Origin of the sequence: Anaerococcus lactolyticus S7-1-13, from assembly GCF_000758765.1 — a bacterium.
GTDB lineage: Bacteria > Bacillota > Clostridia > Tissierellales > Peptoniphilaceae > Anaerococcus > Anaerococcus lactolyticus.
On sequence record NZ_JRMW01000033.1, the window covers coordinates 1 to 22,656 of the forward strand.

Here is a 22,656-nt window from a genome sequence, read left to right on the forward strand (position 1 = left end):
TACAAAATTACTCCACAAAAAGGGGCTGTTGCATAAGTCCCAACATAGAAAAAAGACGAGGAAACTAAACATCCTCGTCTTTTTCTGATACAATGTATTTATGAAACAAAATAGTAATACATCATCACTAACCAATTTTACACTAGTTAATGATACAATTCAATTAAAATTAAACTTTAACACAGAAATATACGTCCAAGATGATATAAAACTAAGGCTTGTAAAAAATATAATTGAAAGGATAGAACTAACAGAACTAAATAAAGTCTACTCATCATTTGGAAGAAAACCTACTGTAAATCCAGTAACCATGCTTCAAATAATAGTATTCTGCTATTCAGAAGGAATATTCTCATCAAGGGAAATAGAAAAATCATGCAAATATGATCTAAGAATAAAATATCTCCTAGATGGACAAACTCCACCAGATCACTCCACAATAAATAGATTTAGACAGAAAATAGTAAAACTAGCTCCTAATCTATTAAATCAAATGGTCCAAATACTAATAGAAGAAAAACAAATAGACCTATCAAGCATCTACATAGATGGAACAAAAATAGAAGCCTATGCCAATAGATACAGCTTTGTATGGCGAGGAAGCATAGAAAAATGGCAAGAAAAATTAAGAGTAAAAATAATAAAACACTTTGATTTAAATAAAGACTTAAGTCCATCTCAAGTACTAGAAGTAGTAAAAATAGCCTTTAATCAAGTAAGTAAAGAATGTACAGAAAAGAAAATAAACTTCGTATATGGGCAGGGCAAAAGAAAACATCAACTTCAACGAAACTATGAACAGCTAAAAGATTGGAAAACCAAGCTAGAAACTTATCAAGAGCATTTAGAAATAATGGGAGATTACAGAAACTCCTACTCAAAAACAGACCATGATGCAACATTCATGAGAATGAAAGAAGACCACATGAGAAATGGTCAGTTAAAACCAGCCTACAATATTCAACTAGCAAGTGCCTCAGGCTTCATCATAGGAGAAAATGTATCTCATCACCCAAATGATATGTATACCCTAAAACCATTCTTAAAAAAACTAATAGAAAAATATCCAAATAGTTTAGATAGGATAGTAGCAGACGCAGGGTATGAAAGTGAAGAAAACTATGTATACTTAGAAGAAAACAATCTAAAATCCTACATAAAACCATCAAACTACGAACAATCCAAAACAAGAAAATATAAAAAAGAGCAAGAATTTAGGGAAAGCTTAGTCTATGATGACATTCAAGACAAATACATATCACCAGAAGGAAAAATCTTTGTTAGATGTAAAGACAAGTACGATAAAAAGAAAAGTGGTTATGTAAGTATAAGTAAAGTCTACAGATGCTTTGACCGGAACAAAGGTGGCCAAAAAACCAAAGGAATCTACATAGCAGAAACATTCCAAAAATACAGAAAAGAATCCTTAGAAAATATAAAATCTGACCAAGGAATAGAAGAAAGATTAAATAGATCAATCCAAGCTGAAGGAGCTTTTTCTAAAATAAAGTCAGGCTTAAACTACAATAGATTTCATCACAGAGGAAAAGCAAATATAATAAGTGAAATATGCCTTCTATCAATGGCACTAAACTTAAATAAATTAGCTTCAAAAATTAAAAATAGGAACTTAGAAATCATAAAATACAAAGCTGCCTAAGAAAAAAATGTTAAAATGAGGAGCTCTATTACTTGAGCCTATTTTTAGGAAAATTGTGGAAAAATTTATCTTTACCTTTAAAATTTCTATATAATTAAATAGCTTGATACAAATATCCAAGAAAAAAGTGATGAGCAGAATAGTTTTAACTATTCTGCAACATCACCTATAATTTATTACATGTTCATTTGGCTTGCAACTTCAGCAGCGAAGTCTTCTTCTTTTTTCTCAAGACCTTCCCCAACTTGGAATCTTGCAAATCTTCTAATCTTAATGTTTTCTCCAACTTCATTAGCTGTATGTCTAAGTAGTTGTTCAATTGTTAAATCTGGATCCTTGATGAATGGTTGATCTAATAAGCAAACTTCAGAGAACCATTTTTTAAGTCTTCCTTCAACTTTTTTCTCAGCTATCATTTTTTTCTTATCTTCAGGCATATTATCGCTTGATTCATTGATAGCTTGGTTGATTAGAATTTCTTTTTGTTCTGCTACATCAGCTTCGTCAGCATCAGCTTCAGAGATGTATTTAGGAGCACTTGCAGCAATGTGCATTGCAATGTCTCTTGCAAAATCTTTTACAGTATCAGTATTTGCAGAAAAATCAGTTTCTGTATTAATTTCTACAATTACGCCGATTTTATCATTGTGAATGTAAGAACCAATAACACCTTCTGCAGCAACTCTACCAGATTTCTTATCAAGAGTTGCTTGTCCTTTTTCTTTTAGGATCTTTTGAGCTTTGTCAATGTCCCCACCTGCTTCTTCTAGGGCTTTTTTGCAGTCCATCATTCCAGCGGCAGTTCTCTCTCTTAATTCTTTAACTAATTTTGCACTAATTGCCATCTATATCTCCTCTATTTATTCAGCTTCGTTTTCTTCAAATGCTTGTGTTTCTATTTCTTTAGCTGCTTCTTCTAAATCTTCGTCAGAAAGATTTTCATCTTCAACTTCTACTTCAGAATCTTCTTCAAATTCATCTTCTTCAACTTCTTCGTTAGAAGGATCAAATTCGTTGCCTTGATTTGCTTCAATAACAGCATCTGCCATTACAGAAGTTATAAGTTTTACAGCTCTAATAGCATCATCATTTCCTGGTATTGGAACATCAACTTCGTCAGGGTCACAGTTTGTATCAACTATTGCTATTACTGGAATACCTAGGATTTTAGCTTCGTGTACAGCTATAGCTTCTTCGCCTGGATCAACTACAAATAATACATCTGGTAGTTCTTCCATATCTTTTATACCACCAAGATTCTTTTCTAGTTTGTCCATTTCTTTTTGGTATTGTAGAACTTCTTTCTTTGGTAGAAGATCAAATGTACCATCTTCTTCCATTCTTTCATATCTTTGAAGTTTCTCTACGCTTTTTCTAATTGTTTTAAAGTTAGTAAGCATACCACCCAACCATCTGTGAGATACATAGTATTGACCAGATCTCTTAGCTTCTGATTGAATTGAGTCTTGCGCTTGTTTTTTTGTACCAACAAATAAAACTCTACCACCATCAGCAACTATATCTCTCATAACTTTGTAAGCTTCTTCGATTTGGTTAGCTGTTTTTTGTAGATCTACTATGTAGATACCATTTCTTTCTGTGAAGATGAATCTTGCCATTTTTGGGTTCCATCTTCTAGTTTGGTGTCCGAAATGTACACCTGCTTCTAATAATTTTTTCATTGAAACTACTGCCATATTTACCTCCGTTTTTTCTTCCACCCATCTCAACTGAATATTAAACCACAATTGGCAACGCAATATCCATCCATGAGTGTGATTGTTGTAGTACCTAGATAATATACCACCTAAAACTTAAATTTCAACATTAAAACATCGCTTCTACAAAAGAATTTGAGTCGAACTTTTGTAGGTGATTAATACCTTCACCGACCCCTATATATTTAACAGGAACTTCCACCTCTACTTGCAAAGGAAAGATTACTCCACCCTTTGCAGTACCATCTAATTTAGTCAATATTAAGCCTGTAATATCAGTAACATTTTTAAATTCCTTAAGTTGGCTTACTGCATTTTGACCTGTTGTAGCGTCAAGAACTAAGAGATTTTCTCTATTTGCATTTACAGCGTGAGTGTCAATAGTTCTATTAATTTTTTCAAGTTCCTGCATTAGATTCTTCTTATTGTGAAGCCTACCAGCAGTATCACAAATAAGGATATCAACATCCTTACTACGTGCTGATTTAATTGCATCAAAAATAACTGCGGATGGGTCAGCTCCCTCCTTATGTGCTATAAGCTCAACTTCTGCTCTTACCGCCCATTCTTGAAGTTGATCAATAGCAGCAGCTCTGAAGGTATCAGCTGCTGCTAACATGACTTTTTTGCCATCATTTTTAAAGTTATTTGCAAGTTTACCGATAGTTGTAGTTTTTCCAACCCCATTTACGCCTATAACTAGAATTACAGTTAATTTTCCTTTTTCAAACTTAATCCCATTATCAAGATTTTTCTCATCTAACTTTTGTATCATTATTTCTTTTAAAACTGGATATATTTTATCTGAATCTTTAATAGACCTTTTCTTAATTTCGGATCTTAAATTGTCCACAATTTCAATAGTTGATGACATACCAATATCAGCAGAAATTAATATTTCCTCAAGTTCATCATACAAATCATCATCAATTTTTACGTTTCTAGTAAAAAGATTTGAAAGACTTGATGTAAAACTATCCCTTGTTTTACTTAGACCTTTTTTAAGCCTATCGAAAATAGATTCTTTTTCTTCAATAAATTCTTCACCTTCCGCTAGATTTTCATCATGTAATTCTTCATAAGCTTCATTGGGATTTTCTTCAGATCTATCCTCTTCATTTTCTTTATTAGTGTTTTCTAAGGTTAAATCTTCAGTTTTTAGAGTTTTTTTTTCCGTATTTTCAGACTTAGTTAAATCTATAAATCTGCCTGCTTTGATTTTATTTGATTTTTCTTCATCCTTGATTTCTTCGACTACTTCTTTGGCCTTTTCTTCTACTTTTTCAACCTCAGATTTAATCTCCTCTTTAACTTCACTTGCTTTTTCTTCAACTTCTTCGATTAAATTGTTGTTTTTATTAGCTTCATTAAATTTATTAAATTCTTCGTTAGTCTTGTCATCATCATTTGAATTAGAAAAACAATCACAAGTCATTTTCTCTTCAGTATCTTTTATAATATTTTTGTTTTCAAGTTCTTCAGTTTTTTTCTTTTTTTTCTTAAAAAAATTAAACATACCGACTCCTTAATTAATATTTGCAGGATTGATTGCTACAATAAATGATGTATCTGTGTATTTATTGATAAGATGATTTCTAATCCTGCCTATGGTATCTCTACAAATATCGAGGTCCTTGTCATAAACCTTCATAAGTATATTATACCTGTATTTATTATTTATTCTTGATATTTTACATGGATTTGGTCCTATTATTTCAATATCCAGTAGATCTTTCATGGCCTTTTTTAACATATTGGTAAATTCCTTAGAAATATCTATAGTATTTACTCTGTCTTCATTTAAGATCTTAACCGTAATTATATTTTTAAATGGCGGGTAGGAAAATGCTTTTCGAATTTTAAGCTCACTTTCAAAAAAACTTTGATAGTCATTTTTCTTAACAGCCTGGATTACAAAATTCTCAGGTTTATAGGTTTGTATGATAGCCCTGCCAGATTTATTAGCTCTTCCAGCTCTTCCTGCAACTTGAGTTAGAAGTTGAAAACTTGTCTCTTGGGCAGAAAAATCACCAACATTTAAAGATAAATCTGCAGATATGATGCCAACAAGGGTTACATTGTCAAAATCAAGGCCCTTAGCAATCATCTGTGTGCCGAGGAGTATGTCAATTTTTCCGGCCTTCATATCTTTATACATATGCTCATACCTTGCCTTACTTGTTGCCACCATGGAGTCCATTCTAAGGATATTTGCATTAGGGAAAAGTGTTCTTACTTCTTCTTCAAGCTTTTCTGTCCCAGCACCAAATTCTTTTATCTTTTTTGAATGACAGTTTGGACAAATCTTAACTTGATTTTTTGTTCTTCCACAGTAATGGCATACAAGTTTATTTACTCGTTTGTGAAAGGTCATAGCTACATCACATGCCTCACATTTTACAACATAACCACAAGCTCTACAAAAAGTAAAAGAATCGTGACCAATCTTATTTAAGAACAAAATTGTTTGTTCACCGTTTTTTAGATTGTGGCTAATTTGTCTTTGAAGTTCGTTTGAAAGCATGGAATAATTAGAATTTTTTAATTCTTCTCTCATGTCAACAATTAAAATGTCTGGCATACTTTTATTAACCCTAGTTCTGAGATGAAGAAGGTCTAACTTACCATCTCTAACCTCATTCATTGTTTGGATAGAAGGTGTGGCAGATGCCATAATAAGATTACAACAATGATAATTAGCTCTGAATTTGGCAATTTCTCTTGTATGATACTTAGGATCTTTAGAAGATATATAAGAGCTATCATGTTCTTCATCTATAATAATTGCTCCTAGGTTCTTAAAGGGAGCAAATATTGCAGATCGTGCACCTATAGCTATTTTAACTTCGCCATTTTTTATCATCATCCATTGATTAAATTTTTCTTTTGGAGTTAATCTTGAATGAATTATTGCTATTTTCTCTTTAAATCTGCCTGAAAATCTCTCTATAGTCTGAGGTGTTAAAGAAATTTCTGGAACTAATATAATAGCTTCCTTTCCTTGTTTAATCACTTCTTCTACGACTTGTAAAAATATCTCTGTCTTACCTGATCCAGTAACTCCAAATAAAAGAAATTTTCCATCTGGTTTTGCAAGAATCTTTTGATAGGCAAGGGCTTGCTCTTTATTTAATTGATGTTTATCATAATTTTTTACATCTAATTTAATTTCCTTGTTTGCTTCCTTTTGGACTTCCTCTATAATATTTTTTTTAATAAGAGATTTTAAGGAAGATAAGGAAGATGAAGTATTTTTAAGCAAATCACTCTGCTTGGTCAAGCCGTTGACTTTTAGATATTCTATAATTTTTTTCTGTTTTATAGCATTATTAGAAATTGTCGCATTAAAATCTTTAAGTTTAATATAGGTATCAAAGGAGATTTTTATTTTATCCCTGGCCTCATAAAAGATTTTAACTTTATCATTTTTTATCAAATCATTTAGTAGGTCCAAAGAATCAGGATAATATCTTATGATATCTTCCCTACTTCTTTCTACTTGTAAAAAATTAAGAAAATCATCACCTTTTACCTTTGCCTTATAAAAGGTTTTTATTTTATCAATACTTGTGGGTGGTAGTACCTGTTTGAGAGAAAGTTGGATTGGAGAAAGATACTCTTTTGACATATAAAAAGCTAAATCTAAAAGTTCATCACTTACTAACTTACTATCGTCAATAATAGAAATTATATCCTTGATCCCATAATCGCAATTAAATTCTTCTACTATCTGATAAACAAAAGCAACGACAGTCTTGTTGCCTTTACCAAATGGTACCAATACTCTCATTGCTCTTTGTAATTTATTATTTAATTTTTCTGGTATACGATAGGTAAAAGATCTATTTAAAAATCTGCTTTTACTATCAATAATTACTTCTGCGTACAAATCATCACCTTAATAGGTCTAATATTTTATTGGCAAGCTCGCTTTTTGGCATAATATCGAAATTAACAACTTTATCTTTAGATATAATTGATGCAACGTTGGTATCGACATCAAAACCAGCTCCCCATTTTTTTAAGTCATTTGCAATAATATAATCTAAATTCTTCTTCTCAAGCTTAGCTTTTGCATTATTTATTAAATCATCAGTTTCTGCGGCAAATCCGATTATAGTCTGGTTTTTCTTTATAGAACCGAAGTACTTTATAATATCAGTATTTTCTATCAATTCTAATTTTAAGCTCGAACCAGTCTTTTTAATTTTTTTATCACTTGCTTTTTCAACCTTATAATCTACAGGAGCAGCTGACATAATCAAAGCATCAGCATCTTCAAAATCTCTAGCAATGGCATCTTTCATTTCAGTATTTGTTTTAATCTGAATCTTTTTAATTCCATTTATCTTGAAAGGATTTACTGGACCAGAAATTAAAATCACCTCTGCTCCACGCTTACGAGCTTCATTGGCAATATTATAGCCCATCTTACCACTAGAATTATTTGATATGTAGCGAACAAAATCAATTTGCTCAACAGTAGGACCAGCTGTGATAATTATTTTCTTTCCTGATAAATCTTTTTCTGTGAAGTATTCATCCAGAAAGTCAACAATTTCAATAGGCTCTTCTAGCCTTCCATCTCCAACGGTATTGCAAGCAAGGATCCCTGGTTCGGGTTTGATGATTTTAATACCATCTTCTTTAAGAATTTTTAAATTTCTTTGTGTTGCCTTTGCCTTTAGCATGTTGTTATTCATAGCAGGAGCTATTACAACATCCTTATCGCAAGCAAGGTAAGTTGATAGAAGAAAATTATCTGCTATACCATTTGCCATTTTAGCAATTGTATTTGCACTTGCTGGTGCTATAAGCATAATATCTGCCCACTTAGCTAGTTCAATGTGGTGAACTTCTTCATGGTGGCCAACAAATAAATCTGTATAAACCTTACATTTTCCCATAGTTTCAAAACTTAATGGATTAACAAATTCTGTAGCAGACTTAGTCATAATTATCTTTAAATTTGCGCCTGCTTTTTTTAGGCGAGAACATAAATCTAAGACTTTATAGGCTGCTATTCCTCCACTTACCCCTAGGAGAATGTTTTTATTTTCTAGCATATTAGTGTTTTTTAGTTACCTTTCCCTGTATTATCTCATTTAAGGCTTGAGTAACAGGTTTTGCTTCAATTTCTTTTGTCAAAGGTGCTGAGCCATTAACAATTCTTCTCGCTCTTTTTGCACACATCATGCAGATTTCATACCTGCTAGGACTTACTTCTGATAATGTTTTAAATGATGGATTTTTCATTAATCCTCCTTGAATTCTAAATTTTCTTCCCTAAACACCTTATGTTTTTCTGCATTAATTATTTCATTTACAGATGTAATAGCTGAGTTTAGGTGGTCATTAATAACTATATAATCATAATCTTTAATATGTTGAAGCTCTTTTTTAGCGTTATTCATTCTGATTTTTATGTCTTCGTCGGTTTCAGTACCACGCCCTACAATTCTCTTTTTTAATTCTTTAAGGCTAGGAGGGGCTAAAAAAATAAAAACTCCGTTATCAGTATTTTTCTTGATATTAAGAGCTCCTTGTACATCAATTTCTAGTATTACGATTTTGCCTTCATTTATCTTTTTTTCCACAAATTCTTTGGGTGTTCCATAATAATTATTATGGACATGAGCATATTCAAGGAACTTGTCTTCTTCAATCATTTTTTCAAACTCGTCGTGGTTTAAATAAAAATAACTTACTCCTTCTATCTCACCATCCCTTTTCTTTCTTGTTGTGGCAGATACAGAATATACTAAGTTTGTTTGAGTATTCATCAAATCGTGAAGAACAGTACCTTTACCGACTCCAGATGGACCTGATATAACTAATAAAAATCCCTTTTTCATCACTCCCCCTTATTTAAATCATTTTACTTTTATATGCTTTTACTTCAAGTATCATCTATGATGTCATAGAGTATAATAAGAGTGAGGTGAATTATGAGTTTTGACGGAATAGTAACAAGAAAAATTGTAAATGAATTAAAAAAAGAGATTTTAGGTGGTAAAATTCAAAAAATATCTCAGCCTTCTAAAAATGATCTTATTTTTAATATATACTCAATGGGAAAGTCTTATAAATTATTTGTTAGCGCAAATAATAATGAAGCTAGAATTAATTTTACAGAAAAAAAATACGAGAATCCAGAAAAACCTGACAATTTTTGTATGGTTTTGAGAAAACATATTAACCAGGGAAAAATTATTGATATAAAACAATATGGACTCGATAGGGTTGTTGAACTTTCTATAGTTTCTATCGATGAAATGGGATTTGATACTAGCAAAAAACTAATTATTGAAATTATGGGAAAACATTCAAATGTAATTCTTACGGATACTAGTTACAAGATAATTGATTCTATAAAAAGAATTAATGAGCAGATGTCTTCTGTCAGACAAATTTTCCCATCTTTAACTTACGAGCGTATAAAAAGCGAAAAGATAGATATTACTGATGAAAACTTTAATAAAGATATTTTTTATCTAAACCCAAAACTCCCAAATAGTTTTCAGCCTTATAAGATCTTTTACACCTATTACGAGGGCTTCTCTCCTATTATAGGTAAAGAATTAGTCCACAGGGCTAAGATTGATCCTAGGATAAATTGGGGGCTTGTAAGCGAAGATGAAAAGAAGGAATTGAATAATCTATTTCTTGCTTTAAGAAATGATATTTTAAATGATAACTTAGGAGCTTATGACTATAGGGATGAAAGAAAAATTAAAGAATACCATGCAATTAGGTTAAGCCATTTAAATTTTACAGAGAATAAATATGATTTGATGAGTCTTGCTATAGATAATTTCTATTCTACAAATAAGTCTAATGACAGATTAGATCAAATGAAAGATTCTCTACTAAAAAAGATAAATAGTCATAAAAAATCAGTAAAGAAGAAAATTACCATCCTAAATGAAAATATCGCCAAAGAAGCCCTAGCCGATGATGCCAAAAAGAACGCAGACCTACTTGCAGCCAATCTCTACAGGATAGAAAATAAGGCAAAAGAAATAATTCTCGAAGATTTTTATAATGAAAATAAGCCTATAAAAATTTCTTTAAATCCGATGAATAGCGCCTGGGAAAATATTAACGGCTATTATAATAGGGCAAAAAAAATTAAAGCAGCTATTGTTTATGCTCAAGCAGACCTACCTAACCAAAAATCTTTACTTACCTATCTTGAACAATTAGAGGATTTTATTACTAGAGCAGACTCAATTTCTGATTTAGAGGATATAAGAGATGAGATGCAAGAAAACAAACTTATAAAGAAAAAAGCAAAGGATAAAAAGAAATCGAAACCTTCAAAACCTCTTCATTATCAAACCGAGAGTGGTGCGGATATATATGTAGGTAAGAACTCTAAACAAAACGATTATATCACCCTTAAAGTCGCAAGAAAAGATGATTTATGGTTCCATGTTAAGGATAGTCCAGGTAGCCATGTAGTATTAAAAACTGACCATATATACGAGGAAGATATACTAACAGCCGCCTACCTAGCAGCTAAAAATTCTTCACTAACAAATGATAATAAAGTTGATGTAGATTATACAGAGAAGAAAAACGTCAACAAGGCTAAGGGAGCAAAAGAAGGAATGGTATATTACGAAAAATTCTCAACTATAACCATAGACTTAGATAAAGAAACAAAATTTAATTTAAAAAAAATATAATATAAAAAACCGGCTCTTTATTTCAAGATCCGGTTTTTAAATTTCTAAAATATTTTCTTATTTATTAACAGCTTCTTTAAGAGTTTTACCAGCTTTGAATACTGGAGCTTTTGAAGCTGGGATTTGGATTACTTCTTCAGGTTTTCTTGGGTTTCTACCTTCTCTAGCTTTTCTGTCTCTAACTTCGAATGTACCAAATCCAACAAGTTGAACTTTGTCACCTTTTACAAGGGCTTCTTGAACTGTTTCTAAAAATGCGTTTAATGCTTTTTCAGATTCAACTTTTTTAAGACCACTTTTTTCTGATATGCTATTTAATAATTCTGATTTATTCATATTTCCTCCTATAAATCAACATGATTTCTGTTTAACTCTAAATTGATTATACATAACAAATTCAATAATTTCAAGCTTTATCAAATAAAAACCTTAATTTTTGCCGATTTTACTAATTTATTTAGGTAATCATCGTAGGCATCTTTGAGATATTTATCTTTTGTTTGCATTAATAACTCATTTTCGTTCTCATTGTATGAGTTAATCATCAATATCATAAACTTGTTATTATCTTCAAATATGTCACTAACCTTATCCTTTTCTTTTAATTTTGATTTTACTAAAAGAGGATCATCTATATATACAAAGTCTGAATTTATAACATCAAAATTTTTAACAGGACTTTTTAAAGCCTGTCTGAAATCGACCTGATTTTTAATCTTAGCCTTAACTTCTTCGCAAGCTTCTTTAGTATCAAAAACTAATACATTATACTTATACATCTTGTGAAGCTCTTCATTTGCTTTGTAATATTGAAGTATCTCTGAATCCTTAATCTTATTATGGGTTAAGAAATACTCATAGTGCATTTTTCTAATTGAGTCGTTGAAAATTACATCGGAGAAATCAGCTTCACTCATATTTAATGCTTTTATGTTAGCCTTAAGTGAATTTTTATCTCCCAACTCTTTTTCCATATCACTTCTTAGTTTATTTGCAGTATTATCATCAATTTCTATTTTTTTATCTGCCAGGTCATTTAACATAACCTGGTCTTTTATCATTGAATCTAATAAATCATCTCTAAGAATTTCTTTATTTGTCTTGCCCTTAGCATTTTTGGATTCTAGATAAGAATCACCATATTTTTTTGTATAAAAAGCAAGATAAAATTCTAATTCCTTATCAAATGATTGCTTAGCGATTGATTTCCCATCAACTATGGCAATAGAATTTGCTTCGTCCTTGCTCTTAGCGCAAGATGCTAATAAGCAAATACAAGTACATAAAGATAATATACTAATTATTACCTTTTTTATCTTTTTCATCTTCTTTATTTTCTTCAGCTTTATCTTCTTTAGTATCTACTTTTTTATCTTCTGTAGCTTTTTCTGCTTCCTTCTTTTCAGCTATAGTTGCTTCTGTAACAACATTCGCTTTCTTGTTAAGCTCTTTGATATAGTCTGAATATTTCTTATCATTTAAGGCTTTAGTAATTGCCTCTTTGTTATCTTCAATTGAATCAGCAATCTTATTTACCTTTATAATATGATATCCGAATTGAGTCTTAACTGGACCAGATATTTCCCCTTCTTTTAGAGAGAATGCAGCATCTTCAAATTCTTTTACCATTTGGCCTCTTGAAAAAGTTCCTAACTCGCCGCCATTAGCTGCATTAGCTGTATCTTTTGAGTATTCTTTTGCAAGAGCGGCAAAGTCTGCTCCCTTATCAAGCTTATCTTTTACTTCTTTTGCTGTTTTTTCGTCTGCTACAAGAATATGTGAAGCATCACGCTTAGCAAATTGATCTTTATTATCTTCGTAATATTGTTTAATCTCTTCTTCTGTTACAGGATGTTCTTTTTCAAACCATTCTCTATGTTTTTTATACATCAAATCTTTTTTAACAGTTTCTTTAAACTTTTCTACATCCATATTGTAATCATCAAGCATCTTGTCAAATTGTTCTTGACCACCAAATTGTTTAACTGAATTTAAGAATGCATCATTAACTTCTTTATCAGAAATTTCAATTTTATTAGCCTTCATATCGTCGGCAATTAATTTGTCTTGAACCATCATTTGAACAATTGAGTTCTTCAAATTTTGTCTACTAGCAAGCATTGATCCGTAGAAACTCATCTCAGCCTTGTAAGCATCCTTTGAAATCTTTTCACCATTTACAATAGCGATAGTTCCCTTATCTAGTTCTTTAATATCACTAGCTTTTTCTTCCATTTTCGAATCTTTTTTGTTGTCATTTGCTTGATTTCCACAAGCGCCTAGCACCATTGTTGATGCTAACATTGCGATTAATAATTTCTTTTTCATTATTTACTCCTTATTTTCTTAATTGTATCTAAAAGTTCGTATGTGTCAAGTAATTTAGTCTTTATTGCAGGAATTATAAATGCTGGTTTGTCAGATAAATCTAGGCTCATCACCCCCTTGTAGGTTTCATTTATATATTTTAATTCTTCAAATGTAAAATTATCCTTACTTGCAAAAAATAAATATATGCTATTATTAATTTCTCTTATTTCAGTGAAACCATTTTCTGAAGCGATAGCTTTAATAAGAGATACATACATTATATTATCCACTATTACAGGAATATCTCCATAAACATCAATCAATTCTTCAACCAAAGCATCGTAATCACTTTTATCATTTATATTTGCTATACGATTGTAAATTTCAATTTTTTGCGAAGAATCATTGATATAGGAATTTGGAATATATGCATCTATTTTTATATCAATGAAAGTTTGGTTTTCTAATTTAATTTTAACTTCCTTGCCTGATGCTTTTTCAACAGCTTCTTGAAGAAATTTTACATAAAGGTCATAACCAACAGCTTCAACATGACCAGATTGACTTTCACCTAAGAGATTTCCTGCACCTCTTAATTCCAAGTCTTTCATTGCTATTTTATAACCAGAACCAAAATCTGAAAAATCTCTTATGGATTTTAATCTCTTTTCGCCAATCTCGGTCAAAATTTTTCCTGACCTGTAAGTAAAATAAGCATAAGATGATCTGTATCCCCTTCCTATTCTACCTTTCAACTGATAAAGCTGAGATAAACCCATTAGGTCTGAATCATAGATTACTATGGTATTGACATTTTTTATATCCATACCCGTTTCTATAATTGTTGTCGCAAGTAGTATATCTATCTTGCCATCTATGAAATCCATCATGATATTTTCGATTTGTCTAGGACTCATCTGCCCATGGACAATCTCAATGCTGGCTTCTGGAACTAAATCTTTTATTTTCAAAAATAATTTTTCTATGTCATTTACCCTGTTATAAACAAAGTAAACTTGACCATTTCTATTTATTTCCTTAAGTATAGCATCTCTTATTATTCCAGAATCAAATTCTAAAACATAAGTATTTACAGGAAGTCTTTCTTCAGGAGGATCATCTAGAGTTGATAAATCCCTTATGCCTGATAAGGACATCTGAAGCGTCCTTGGTATTGGTGTTGCAGAAAGAGTCAACACATCAATTGATGCCTTGAATTTTTTGAATTTTTCCTTATGCTTTACGCCAAATCTTTGCTCTTCATCTATAATTAATAGCCCCAATTTGTTAAACTTAACATCATCAGACAACAGCCTATGAGTTCCAACAACAATATCAATTTTGCCAGACTTTATATCTTTTAATATCTTATCATCCTTAGCCTTGGTATTAAACCTGGATAACATAGCACAAGTAATTGGGAAATCCTTAAACCTTTCTACCATTGTATGATAATGTTGGTTGGCAAGAATTGTGGTTGGCACAAGAAAGGCAACCTGATATCCATCCATGATAGCTTTAAAAGCAGCTCTTAAAGCTACTTCAGTTTTGCCATAACCTACATCACCACATAACAACCTATCCATAGGATTTTCGCTTTCCATATCAGCTTTGATCTCCTCAATACTTCTTAATTGAGAAAAAGTCTCATCATATGGAAAGGAATTTTCAAACTCTACCTGCCAAGTAGTATCCTTAGAAAAAGCATGCCCCTTTTCTTTGGCTCTTTTTGCATATAATTTTACTAAATCATCAGCTATTTCATCAACTGCTTTTTTTGCTCTTTGCTTTGATTTTTGCCACTGTAGAGAGCCTAGAGCAGATAGTTTTGGTTTTTCTCCCCTATTACCAATGTATTTACTAACCAAGTTCATTTGATCTACAGGTATGTAAAGCTTATCGTTTCCTCTATATTCTATTAATATAAAATCTTTTTCAACATCATTTCTCTCAATTTTTGTAAGCCCTTTATAAATACCAATCCCATTGTTCTCGTGAACAACATAATCGCCTATCTCTAAATCTGAATAATTTATAATATTCTTAGATGATACTTTTTTGCGGTTATTCTTTTTAGAACTAGTCTTACCAAAAACCTCTTTACTTGTAAATACGAAAAGATCTACATCTTTGATATAGTATCCTTCACTGGAATTTTTATCAGAAATAATGATTGGTGTTTTATCAAAGTCTGTGTAATTTTCCTCAAAACCAGCAAGCAAAAAGTCGTGATCGATAAAACTTTTTAATAGATTTTCTTTTCTAGACTTAGAACCTGCAAATACATAAACTTTTTTATCTCTTTTTGCTAGATCAATACTTGTTCTTATGAAATTTTCTATATCCTTATTAAAATTTTCTGCTTCTATTGTCTTTAAATCGATAATTTTCCTTGGTGAAAATAATTTTGTTCTTTTAAGGATAGATGTGAAATTTATAATTGATTTTTCCGATATATTTTTATATATCTCACTACTATCTAACAAATAATTAGCAAAACTACCAAAGACTTCACCATTTTCCATTTGATAGGTTAAATCTTCTAAGAATTTTTCATCATCTTTTGTGACAGACTCATAAATCCTTGAAATATCATCAAAAATAAAGATAGTTCCAGCTGGTAGGTAGTCAATAAAGCTTGAATAATTTTCTGTTCTATAGGCATTAATCAAGTCTTTATTTGCAACATACATTTTTTGATCTAAAAAAGAAATAATTTGCTTATACTTATCTACTAGCTTTTGATCTTTTGTATTAGTAACTTCTTTCTTGTCTATATCATTAGAAATAGCCTTAATTACTTTTTTATAGTCATCAGAATCGTATAAAAGTTCATTGGCTGGGCCTATCTCTACGTTTTTTATTTTCTTTATTGTTCTTTGGGTATTTTTATCAAAGATTCTTATAGAATCAACTTCATCATCAAAAAGCTCAATCCTAACTGGGTCTTCATAATTAATTGGCCAAACATCAATTATTGAACCTCTTTTTGCAAAGTCACCTCTTTCCTCTACAAAATCTGTTGGATTATAATTAAGAGCACTAAGACTGTTAATAAAATCATCGACATCTATTATGCTCTCTTCATCTATAATAACAAAAGATTTGTTAAATCTATCTAAAGTCGTAAGTTTATTTTTTATTGCAGCAAAATTTGTAACTGTAATAAACTTTTCACCTTTTGACAAACTAATCAAACATTCCAATCTTTGATTGATTTTTTTATCATCAATTGATTTGATATTATAAAAGTTGGTATCTAAGTCGGGATAAAGTTTAGCTTTAGCAGAAATTTGGTTTATATCCTGCAAAAACTTTTCAGATCTTTTAGGATTATCTGTTATAAAGACCACATTTTCTCCAAGCGATTCAAAGATAGCCAGAGCAAGATGAGCCTTAATACCATCAGTTAAAGCTTGGATATATAGTGGAGAATAGTCTTTAAGTCCGTATTTAATTTTTTTAATCTGATCAATATTAATTAATTGTTCAATTAATTTATTCATTATTATTTTCTACCAGTTTGACAGAATTACACTTGTTCATTGCCATATCAATATCTTCTTTTAGAATAATTTCAATTCCCTTAGCAGCAAGTCTAATTTCATCTTCAAGTATACTTACTTCTTCTTTAGAAAAACCACTTAAAACAAAGTTTGCTAAGTCCCATTTTTCTGGTTTTTTTCCTATAGAAACCTTAATTCGTGGAAATTTATCATCTTGTATTTGATAAATAATTGATTTCATGCCATTGTGACTGCCTGCTGAACCTTTTTTTCTAATTCTAACAGTGCCAAAGTCAATATCAATATCGTCATAAATTACAATAAGTTTATCTATATCAAACTTATAAAAGTTTCTTAATTCTCTTACAGCCTCGCCTGAATTATTCATATAGGTTTGAGGTTTTATGAGCATGACTTTATGGCCAGAAATTTCTCCCTGACCATATAGTGATTTAAATTTTAATTTTCTTACATCTATATTATATTTGTTCGCCAAATAATCAATAGTCATAAAACCGACATTATGTCTAGTATTTTCATATTGTAATCCAGGGTTACCTAATCCTACAATATAATACATTATTCTATAACCGTAAACAGACCACTTATTGATTCGTAAGTATTGATTCTGTTAATAGCTTCAGCTAAAAGTGGTGCTATTGATAGCTGAGTAATCTTGTCAATTTTCTTCTCTTCTGGCAAGGCAATTGTATCGGTAATTACAACTTCCTTAACAGATGGTTTTTGTAGTTTGGTAATAGCATCACCTGAGAATACTCCATGAGTTGCAACTAGATAAACATCCTTAGCTCCATTTTCTACTAGATAATCTGCTGCATTTGTAATAGTACCAGCTGTATCAATCATATCATCAACAATTATAGCATGTTTGCCCTTAAAATCTCCGATTACAGACATAACTTCAGATACATTAGGCATTGGTCTTCTTTTTTCTATAATGGCTATAGGAAGCTTGAGATAATCGGCAAATTCTCTAGCACGTCTTACACCACCTAAGTCAGGACTTACTACTACAAATTCTTCTGGTTTATCAAAGGCAAATGATTGAAAATGTGTTGAAAGAAGTCTAATAGCAGAAAAATGGTCAACAGGAATATCAAAATAACCTTGAATTTGACCTGCGTGAAGATCCATGGTTATAACCCTATCAGCACCTGAAACAGTAAGAAGATTTGCTACAAGTTTTGCTGTAATAGGTTCTCTTCCCCTAGTTTTTCTATCTTGTCTAGCATACCCATAGTAAGGGATAACTGCATTAATATAGCCAGCAGAGGCTCTCTTACATGCATCAATCATTATTAATAATTCCATTAGATTATCATTGGTTGGATTTGATGTAGGTTGAACTATAAAAACATCTTTTCCCCTGATTGATTCATTAATCTTTATACTGATTTCACCATCTTTAAATTTATTGATATCAGCCTTAGTGAGTTCGATTCCAAGGTTTTTTGCAACACTTTCTGCTAATTTAATATTTGAATTGCCTGTTAATAACTTCAATTCCCCTCTTTGAATGTATTTGTTTCCTTTAGATGACATTTTTACTCCTTATGATTTTTATCTCTTTCCTTTTTTCTTTCAACATAACCCTTAATATGTTTTTGTTCTGCCCTTTCGATTATTAGTTCGCCCGAACTAACATCTTCAGTAATAGTAGAACCAGCTGCAACAAAACCTTCCTTCTCGACTTTTACTGGTGCAACTATGTTTGCATTTGATCCAATAAAAGCGCCGTCTCCTATGATTGACCTATGCTTAAATTTGCCGTCATAGTTTACAAAAACTACACCACAACCAACATTTATATCCTTACCAAGATCACTATCACCAATATAAGCAAGATGACCTGCCTTGGTACCTTCACCAAGTCTTGAATTTTTAACTTCAACAAAATTGCCGATATGAACTCCCTTGCCTATATGAGAATTTGGTCTTATCCTAGAGTATGGGCCAATGTTACTATTTTCTTCCATGTAGCAGTCTTCAATGACAGCATTATCAACCCTAACATAATCTTCGATTGTCGAATTGATTATCCTTGTAGATCCATCAATTAAACAAGACTTGCCTATCTTAGAGTTTCCATAAATTTTAACAAAACCTGATATAACAGTATCGCTACCAATTTCAACGCCTTCTTCAATAAAAGTAGTATCTGGGCTTTCAATTATTACACCATTTAACATATGTTTTTTATTAATTCGATTTTGTAAAATTTTGCTTGCCTTATAAAGTTCATACTTATTATTAATACCGTAAAACTCATCACAATCATTACTTACAAAAGCTGTGACTATCTTGTTTTCACTTTTTAGAACACCTATACAATCGGTTAGGTAAAGTTCATTTTGATCATTGTTTGAATCAATTTTAGCGAGTGCTTCTTTCAAATCCTGAGCCTTAAAAATATAAATTCCAACATTAATCTCATTTATATTTTCTTGACCATCATTTAGGTCTCTATCCTCTGTTATTCTTATAAAGTTATCATTATCATCTCTGATAATTCTTCCGTATCCCTTAGGATTATCTATTTTAGTAGAAAGTATAGTGCAAGAAGAATTAGTCTTAGCATGGTAAGCAATAAGATTCTCAAGAGATTCTTTCTTTATTAGTGGAATATCACCATTCAAAATTAGTACTTGGTCATTGTCTTCTATATAATCTAAGGCAAGACTAGCTGCGTAACCGGTACCATAAGGAATACCTGGTCCAATTTTTTGCTCAACTATTGTTACATCTGGGAATAACTCTTTAAGTTTATCTTTGTTTTTTCCTGCAATAATAATAGTTTCTGACTGATCAAAATCACTTGCATTTTTTACGTATTTTATAATTTCTTTATTTATCAACTTGTGAAGAACCTTAGAAGTTTCTGATTTCATTCTTGTTCCTTCACCAGCAGCCATTATTATAGTTTTAATCATCCTAACCTTCTGCCACCTCTAAGGCAAGTTGCATCATATTAGTATATGATTTTTGCCTATTTTCTGCACTATCCGAAACATTTTCAATCAGAGAATCAGAGATAGTAAAAATACCCAAGGCTTTTTTTCCATGTTTTCTTGCTGCCATAAATAGACCATAAGATTCCATTTCAACACATAGAATCCCATATTTTCGTAAATTTTCAAAAACTTTAGGCTCCATATTGTTATAAAACTGGTCTGATGAATGAACTTGACCACAGTGGGTCCTATATCCTAATTCTCTTGATTTCTCAACTGCTTTGACTAGCAAATCAAAATCCGGATTTACAGAGAAATGTATATTACCAAATAAATTATCATTTATTGATGATTCAGAACAAGCAGATTGTGCTATTACAATATCATGTAGTTTAACATCTTCTTGCATTGAACCTGCTGTGCCTACTCTTATTATGCAATCAACATCATAAAAATCGAAAAGCTCATTAAAATAAATCATAGAAGATGGGATGCCCATTCCGCTTCCCATTACTGATACTCTTTTACCCTTATAGTAACCAGTAAATCCTAACATGCCTCGAGTTTCATTAAATTGTGTTACATCTTCAAGGAAATTATCAGCTATATACTTAGCTCTCAATGGATCTCCCGGCATTAACACAGTTTTTGCTATTTGATCTTTGCTTGTAGCCGATATGTGCGGTGTTGGTATTGTCATATATACTCCTTTTTCATAAACAAAAATAGAGACTCAAAAAGTCTCAATTTTCCTCTTCTATTTTACAAATTTTATCTACGCGTCTTTGATGGCGTCCACCCTCAAATGGAGTTTTTGCAAACTCTTCTACTATCATTTTACATAGCTCGCTTCCAATAACTCTAGCTCCAATACATAATACATTAGCATTGTTATGTGCCCTACTCATCTTTGCTGAAAATGGTTCAGAAACACAAGCAGCTCTAATTCCTTTGATCTTGTTTGCAGAAATAGACATGCCTAAGCCTGTACCACAAATTAGAATAGCAAAATCAGCTTCGTTATTGATAACTTTTTCACAAGCTTTGACAGCAAAATCACTATAGTCACAAGATTCTTTATCATATGTACCTACATGGACAACTTCATGTCCAAGCTCTTGAAGTTTTTCGCAAACAGCAGGCTGTAAATCAATACCACCATGATCATTAGCTATAACAAATTTCATGGTTCCTCCTTTTAACTTTACATTCTAATATAAATATACGTCATCTATTCTTATATTCAAAGTAGAACTTGACAAGTTTTCAATATTAAATATGGTATAATATAGTAAATATACTTAAAGACTGAACTATTAAGGAGATTATAAATATATGTTTGAATTTAATTTAGATGGACACGATTTTAAATACGTTCATTTTATTGGTATAGGTGGTATTTCAATGAGTGGACTTGCCCATCTATTGTTTGAAAAGGGTTATAAGGTTACAGGATCTGATAGAAGCGAATCAGATACAGTTAAAATTTTAAAAAATCTTGGCATAGAAGTTTATATTGGTCAAAGAAAAGAAAATATTAAAAATCCTGACCTTGTCGTATATACAGATGCAATAGCTGATGATAACGAAGAATTAATTGAAGCTAAAAAACTTGATGCTCCTGTTGTTACAAGAGGCGTATTCTTAGGTGCCCTAATGAGAAATTATAAGAACTCTATTGCAATTTCGGGCTCTCATGGTAAATCAACAACAACCAGTATGATTTCAAAAATTTTATTACATTCAGATGAAAATCCTACTATCCTTCTTGGTGGTATTTTAGACGATATGAAGGGTAATGTTAAAGTTGGTAATGAAGATTTCCTAGTAACTGAAGCTTGTGAATATAAGGGTAACATCAGATATTATTTTCCACAAACAGTTATTATTTTAAATATTGATGAAGACCACTTAGATTATTATAAAGATTTAAATGATATAGTTAACACCTTTAAAGAATACCTAAGAAACCAAGATGAAAATTCAAAGACTATTTTAAATCTTAATGAAGAAAACAATAAACTAATCCTTGATGCTGTCCAAGGTGATCTTATTACTTATGGTCAAGAAAATCCTGATGCTGATTATTACGCAACCAATATAAATTTTGATGAAGTTGGTAGACCAAGTTTTGACCTAGTGATGAGAAATGGTGATGTTGAGCATTTTAAACTTGGTGTAATTGGAAGACATAATATAAACAACGCTATGGCTTCAATTATTGCAACTTATGAAAATGGGATTGATATTAATACAATTAGAGAAAATATACTAAAATACACAGGTCTTGATAGAAGGATGCAAATCATTGGTCATGTAAACAAGACAACAATAATGACAGACTATGGTCATCATCCATCTGAAATTTTAGTGACTTTAGATGCATTAAAAGAGCATACTAAGGGTAGATTAATATGCGTTTGGCAACCACACACATATTCAAGAACCAAAACCTTGTTTAATGATTTCTTAAATAGTTTTAATTCTGCCGATGAAATAATAGTTACAGACATTTATGCAGCTAGAGAAAAATTCGATCCTACTATCCATTCCAAGGATGTTGTTGATGCAATGGTTAAGAAAGGGCTAAATGCCAAATATATCTCAACTTTCGAAGAAGCTAGAGATTATATATACACAATAATAAAAGATGATGACCTTGTAATAACCACAGGATGTGGAAACCCAGATAAACTTGCAAAAATGATTGTAGAAGACCAAAAAAATCTTGTAAATATCTAAAAACTATTTAATAGCCAAATAAAAACCAGTCACATAAGCAAATGCTTATATGGCTGG

The 22,656-nt window shown here is 31.2% G+C and carries 19 protein-coding genes; 3 read left to right on the forward strand and 16 right to left on the reverse strand.

Features of this window, described 5'->3' with window-relative positions; all coding sequences use genetic code 11:
* The first annotated feature begins 100 nt into the window (after positions 1-100).
* Positions 101-1,660, forward strand: a complete 1,560-nt coding sequence (locus HMPREF1630_RS04580) for an IS1182 family transposase (RefSeq protein ID WP_037325895.1) — start codon at positions 101-103, stop codon at positions 1,658-1,660.
* A gap of 176 nt (positions 1,661-1,836) precedes the next feature.
* On the opposite strand, the gene tsf is transcribed toward HMPREF1630_RS04580, so the two are convergent.
* The 7 genes from tsf to gmk all read right to left on the reverse strand — a co-directional run bounded on the left by tsf (position 1,837) and on the right by gmk (position 9,233).
* Positions 1,837-2,505, reverse strand: coding sequence for a translation elongation factor Ts (gene tsf, locus HMPREF1630_RS04585; RefSeq protein WP_037327513.1), 669 nt, complete (start codon positions 2,503-2,505; stop codon positions 1,837-1,839).
* Between the two features lie 15 nt (positions 2,506-2,520).
* Positions 2,521-3,357, reverse strand: a complete 837-nt coding sequence (gene rpsB / locus HMPREF1630_RS04590) for a 30S ribosomal protein S2 (protein WP_037327515.1) — start codon at positions 3,355-3,357, stop codon at positions 2,521-2,523.
* A gap of 130 nt (positions 3,358-3,487) precedes the next feature.
* The gene (ftsY, locus tag HMPREF1630_RS04595) at positions 3,488-4,894 is read right to left on the reverse strand and encodes a signal recognition particle-docking protein FtsY (RefSeq protein ID WP_037327516.1); all 1,407 of its coding nucleotides are present in this window, start codon (positions 4,892-4,894) and stop codon (positions 3,488-3,490) included.
* Between the two features lie 9 nt (positions 4,895-4,903).
* On the reverse strand, positions 4,904-7,267 hold the full coding sequence (priA, locus tag HMPREF1630_RS04600) for a primosomal protein N' (protein WP_037327518.1): 2,364 nt from the start codon (positions 7,265-7,267) through the stop codon (positions 4,904-4,906).
* A 4-nt stretch (positions 7,268-7,271) separates the two neighbouring features.
* Positions 7,272-8,444 (reverse strand): bifunctional phosphopantothenoylcysteine decarboxylase/phosphopantothenate--cysteine ligase CoaBC, encoded by a 1,173-nt coding sequence (gene coaBC / locus HMPREF1630_RS04605; RefSeq protein ID WP_037327519.1) that lies wholly within the window; start codon positions 8,442-8,444, stop codon positions 7,272-7,274.
* A gap of 1 nt (position 8,445) precedes the next feature.
* A complete protein-coding gene (gene rpoZ, locus HMPREF1630_RS04610; RefSeq protein ID WP_037327521.1) occupies positions 8,446-8,634 on the reverse strand; it encodes a DNA-directed RNA polymerase subunit omega in 189 nt (62 codons plus the stop codon).
* Complete coding sequence (gmk, locus tag HMPREF1630_RS04615; RefSeq protein ID WP_004827510.1) at positions 8,634-9,233, reverse strand: guanylate kinase; 600 nt, start codon at positions 9,231-9,233, stop codon at positions 8,634-8,636. The genes rpoZ and gmk overlap by 1 nt, the downstream gene beginning before the upstream one ends.
* Positions 9,234-9,326: 93 nt before the next feature.
* Between gmk and HMPREF1630_RS04620 the strand changes: the two genes are divergently transcribed.
* On the forward strand, positions 9,327-11,069 hold the full coding sequence (locus HMPREF1630_RS04620) for an Rqc2 family fibronectin-binding protein (protein WP_037327522.1): 1,743 nt from the start codon (positions 9,327-9,329) through the stop codon (positions 11,067-11,069).
* Between the two features lie 57 nt (positions 11,070-11,126).
* Here HMPREF1630_RS04620 and HMPREF1630_RS04625 read toward each other — a convergent pair whose 3' ends face one another.
* The 9 genes from HMPREF1630_RS04625 to rpiB form a co-directional block, all read right to left on the reverse strand.
* Entirely contained in the window at positions 11,127-11,405 is a 279-nt protein-coding gene (locus HMPREF1630_RS04625; protein ID WP_004827512.1) for an HU family DNA-binding protein, read from the reverse strand.
* A gap of 80 nt (positions 11,406-11,485) precedes the next feature.
* Positions 11,486-12,394, reverse strand: coding sequence for a SurA N-terminal domain-containing protein (locus HMPREF1630_RS04630; RefSeq protein WP_004827513.1), 909 nt, complete (start codon positions 12,392-12,394; stop codon positions 11,486-11,488).
* Positions 12,366-13,397, reverse strand: a complete 1,032-nt coding sequence (locus HMPREF1630_RS04635; RefSeq protein ID WP_037327524.1) for a foldase protein PrsA — start codon at positions 13,395-13,397, stop codon at positions 12,366-12,368. Before HMPREF1630_RS04635 ends, HMPREF1630_RS04630 begins: the two co-directional genes overlap by 29 nt.
* Entirely contained in the window at positions 13,397-16,885 is a 3,489-nt protein-coding gene (mfd, locus tag HMPREF1630_RS04640) for a transcription-repair coupling factor (protein ID WP_037327525.1), read from the reverse strand. The genes HMPREF1630_RS04635 and mfd overlap by 1 nt, the downstream gene beginning before the upstream one ends.
* The gene (gene pth, locus HMPREF1630_RS04645) at positions 16,878-17,465 is read right to left on the reverse strand and encodes an aminoacyl-tRNA hydrolase (protein WP_037327527.1); all 588 of its coding nucleotides are present in this window, start codon (positions 17,463-17,465) and stop codon (positions 16,878-16,880) included. Before pth ends, mfd begins: the two co-directional genes overlap by 8 nt.
* Positions 17,465-18,448 (reverse strand): ribose-phosphate diphosphokinase, encoded by a 984-nt coding sequence (locus HMPREF1630_RS04650; protein ID WP_004827517.1) that lies wholly within the window; start codon positions 18,446-18,448, stop codon positions 17,465-17,467. The genes pth and HMPREF1630_RS04650 overlap by 1 nt, the downstream gene beginning before the upstream one ends.
* A gap of 2 nt (positions 18,449-18,450) precedes the next feature.
* Entirely contained in the window at positions 18,451-19,836 is a 1,386-nt protein-coding gene (gene glmU / locus HMPREF1630_RS04655; RefSeq protein WP_037327528.1) for a bifunctional UDP-N-acetylglucosamine diphosphorylase/glucosamine-1-phosphate N-acetyltransferase GlmU, read from the reverse strand.
* Position 19,837: 1 nt separating this feature from the next.
* The gene (deoD, locus tag HMPREF1630_RS04660) at positions 19,838-20,557 is read right to left on the reverse strand and encodes a purine-nucleoside phosphorylase (RefSeq protein ID WP_004827519.1); all 720 of its coding nucleotides are present in this window, start codon (positions 20,555-20,557) and stop codon (positions 19,838-19,840) included.
* A 43-nt stretch (positions 20,558-20,600) separates the two neighbouring features.
* Positions 20,601-21,044 (reverse strand): ribose 5-phosphate isomerase B, encoded by a 444-nt coding sequence (gene rpiB / locus HMPREF1630_RS04665; protein WP_004827520.1) that lies wholly within the window; start codon positions 21,042-21,044, stop codon positions 20,601-20,603.
* Positions 21,045-21,192: 148 nt separating this feature from the next.
* On the opposite strand from rpiB, the gene murC reads away from it, so the two are divergent.
* Positions 21,193-22,599 (forward strand): UDP-N-acetylmuramate--L-alanine ligase, encoded by a 1,407-nt coding sequence (murC, locus tag HMPREF1630_RS04670; protein WP_037327530.1) that lies wholly within the window; start codon positions 21,193-21,195, stop codon positions 22,597-22,599.
* Positions 22,600-22,656 lie beyond the last annotated feature (57 nt).

Bases quoted from the DNA above. Each gene is read 5' to 3' on its own strand.
- gmk (WP_004827510.1), bottom strand. From the start codon at position 9,233: ATGAAAAAGGGATTTTTATTAGTTATATCAGGTCCATCTGGAGTCGGT.
- coaBC (WP_037327519.1), bottom strand. From the start codon at position 8,444: ATGCTAGAAAATAAAAACATTCTCCTAGGGGTAAGTGGAGGAATAGCA.
- rpoZ (WP_037327521.1), bottom strand. From the start codon at position 8,634: ATGAAAAATCCATCATTTAAAACATTATCAGAAGTAAGTCCTAGCAGG.
- HMPREF1630_RS04580 (WP_037325895.1), top strand. From the start codon at position 101: ATGAAACAAAATAGTAATACATCATCACTAACCAATTTTACACTAGTT.
- HMPREF1630_RS04620 (WP_037327522.1), top strand. From the start codon at position 9,327: ATGAGTTTTGACGGAATAGTAACAAGAAAAATTGTAAATGAATTAAAA.
- HMPREF1630_RS04630 (WP_004827513.1), bottom strand. From the start codon at position 12,394: ATGAAAAAGATAAAAAAGGTAATAATTAGTATATTATCTTTATGTACT.
- HMPREF1630_RS04650 (WP_004827517.1), bottom strand. From the start codon at position 18,448: ATGTCATCTAAAGGAAACAAATACATTCAAAGAGGGGAATTGAAGTTA.
- pth (WP_037327527.1), bottom strand. From the start codon at position 17,465: ATGTATTATATTGTAGGATTAGGTAACCCTGGATTACAATATGAAAAT.
- rpiB (WP_004827520.1), bottom strand. From the start codon at position 21,044: ATGAAATTTGTTATAGCTAATGATCATGGTGGTATTGATTTACAGCCT.
- HMPREF1630_RS04635 (WP_037327524.1), bottom strand. From the start codon at position 13,397: ATGAAAAAGAAATTATTAATCGCAATGTTAGCATCAACAATGGTGCTA.
- deoD (WP_004827519.1), bottom strand. From the start codon at position 20,557: ATGACAATACCAACACCGCACATATCGGCTACAAGCAAAGATCAAATA.
- murC (WP_037327530.1), top strand. From the start codon at position 21,193: ATGTTTGAATTTAATTTAGATGGACACGATTTTAAATACGTTCATTTT.
- tsf (WP_037327513.1), bottom strand. From the start codon at position 2,505: ATGGCAATTAGTGCAAAATTAGTTAAAGAATTAAGAGAGAGAACTGCC.
- HMPREF1630_RS04625 (WP_004827512.1), bottom strand. From the start codon at position 11,405: ATGAATAAATCAGAATTATTAAATAGCATATCAGAAAAAAGTGGTCTT.
- glmU (WP_037327528.1), bottom strand. From the start codon at position 19,836: ATGATTAAAACTATAATAATGGCTGCTGGTGAAGGAACAAGAATGAAA.
- ftsY (WP_037327516.1), bottom strand. From the start codon at position 4,894: ATGTTTAATTTTTTTAAGAAAAAAAAGAAAAAAACTGAAGAACTTGAA.
- mfd (WP_037327525.1), bottom strand. From the start codon at position 16,885: ATGAATAAATTAATTGAACAATTAATTAATATTGATCAGATTAAAAAA.
- rpsB (WP_037327515.1), bottom strand. From the start codon at position 3,357: ATGGCAGTAGTTTCAATGAAAAAATTATTAGAAGCAGGTGTACATTTC.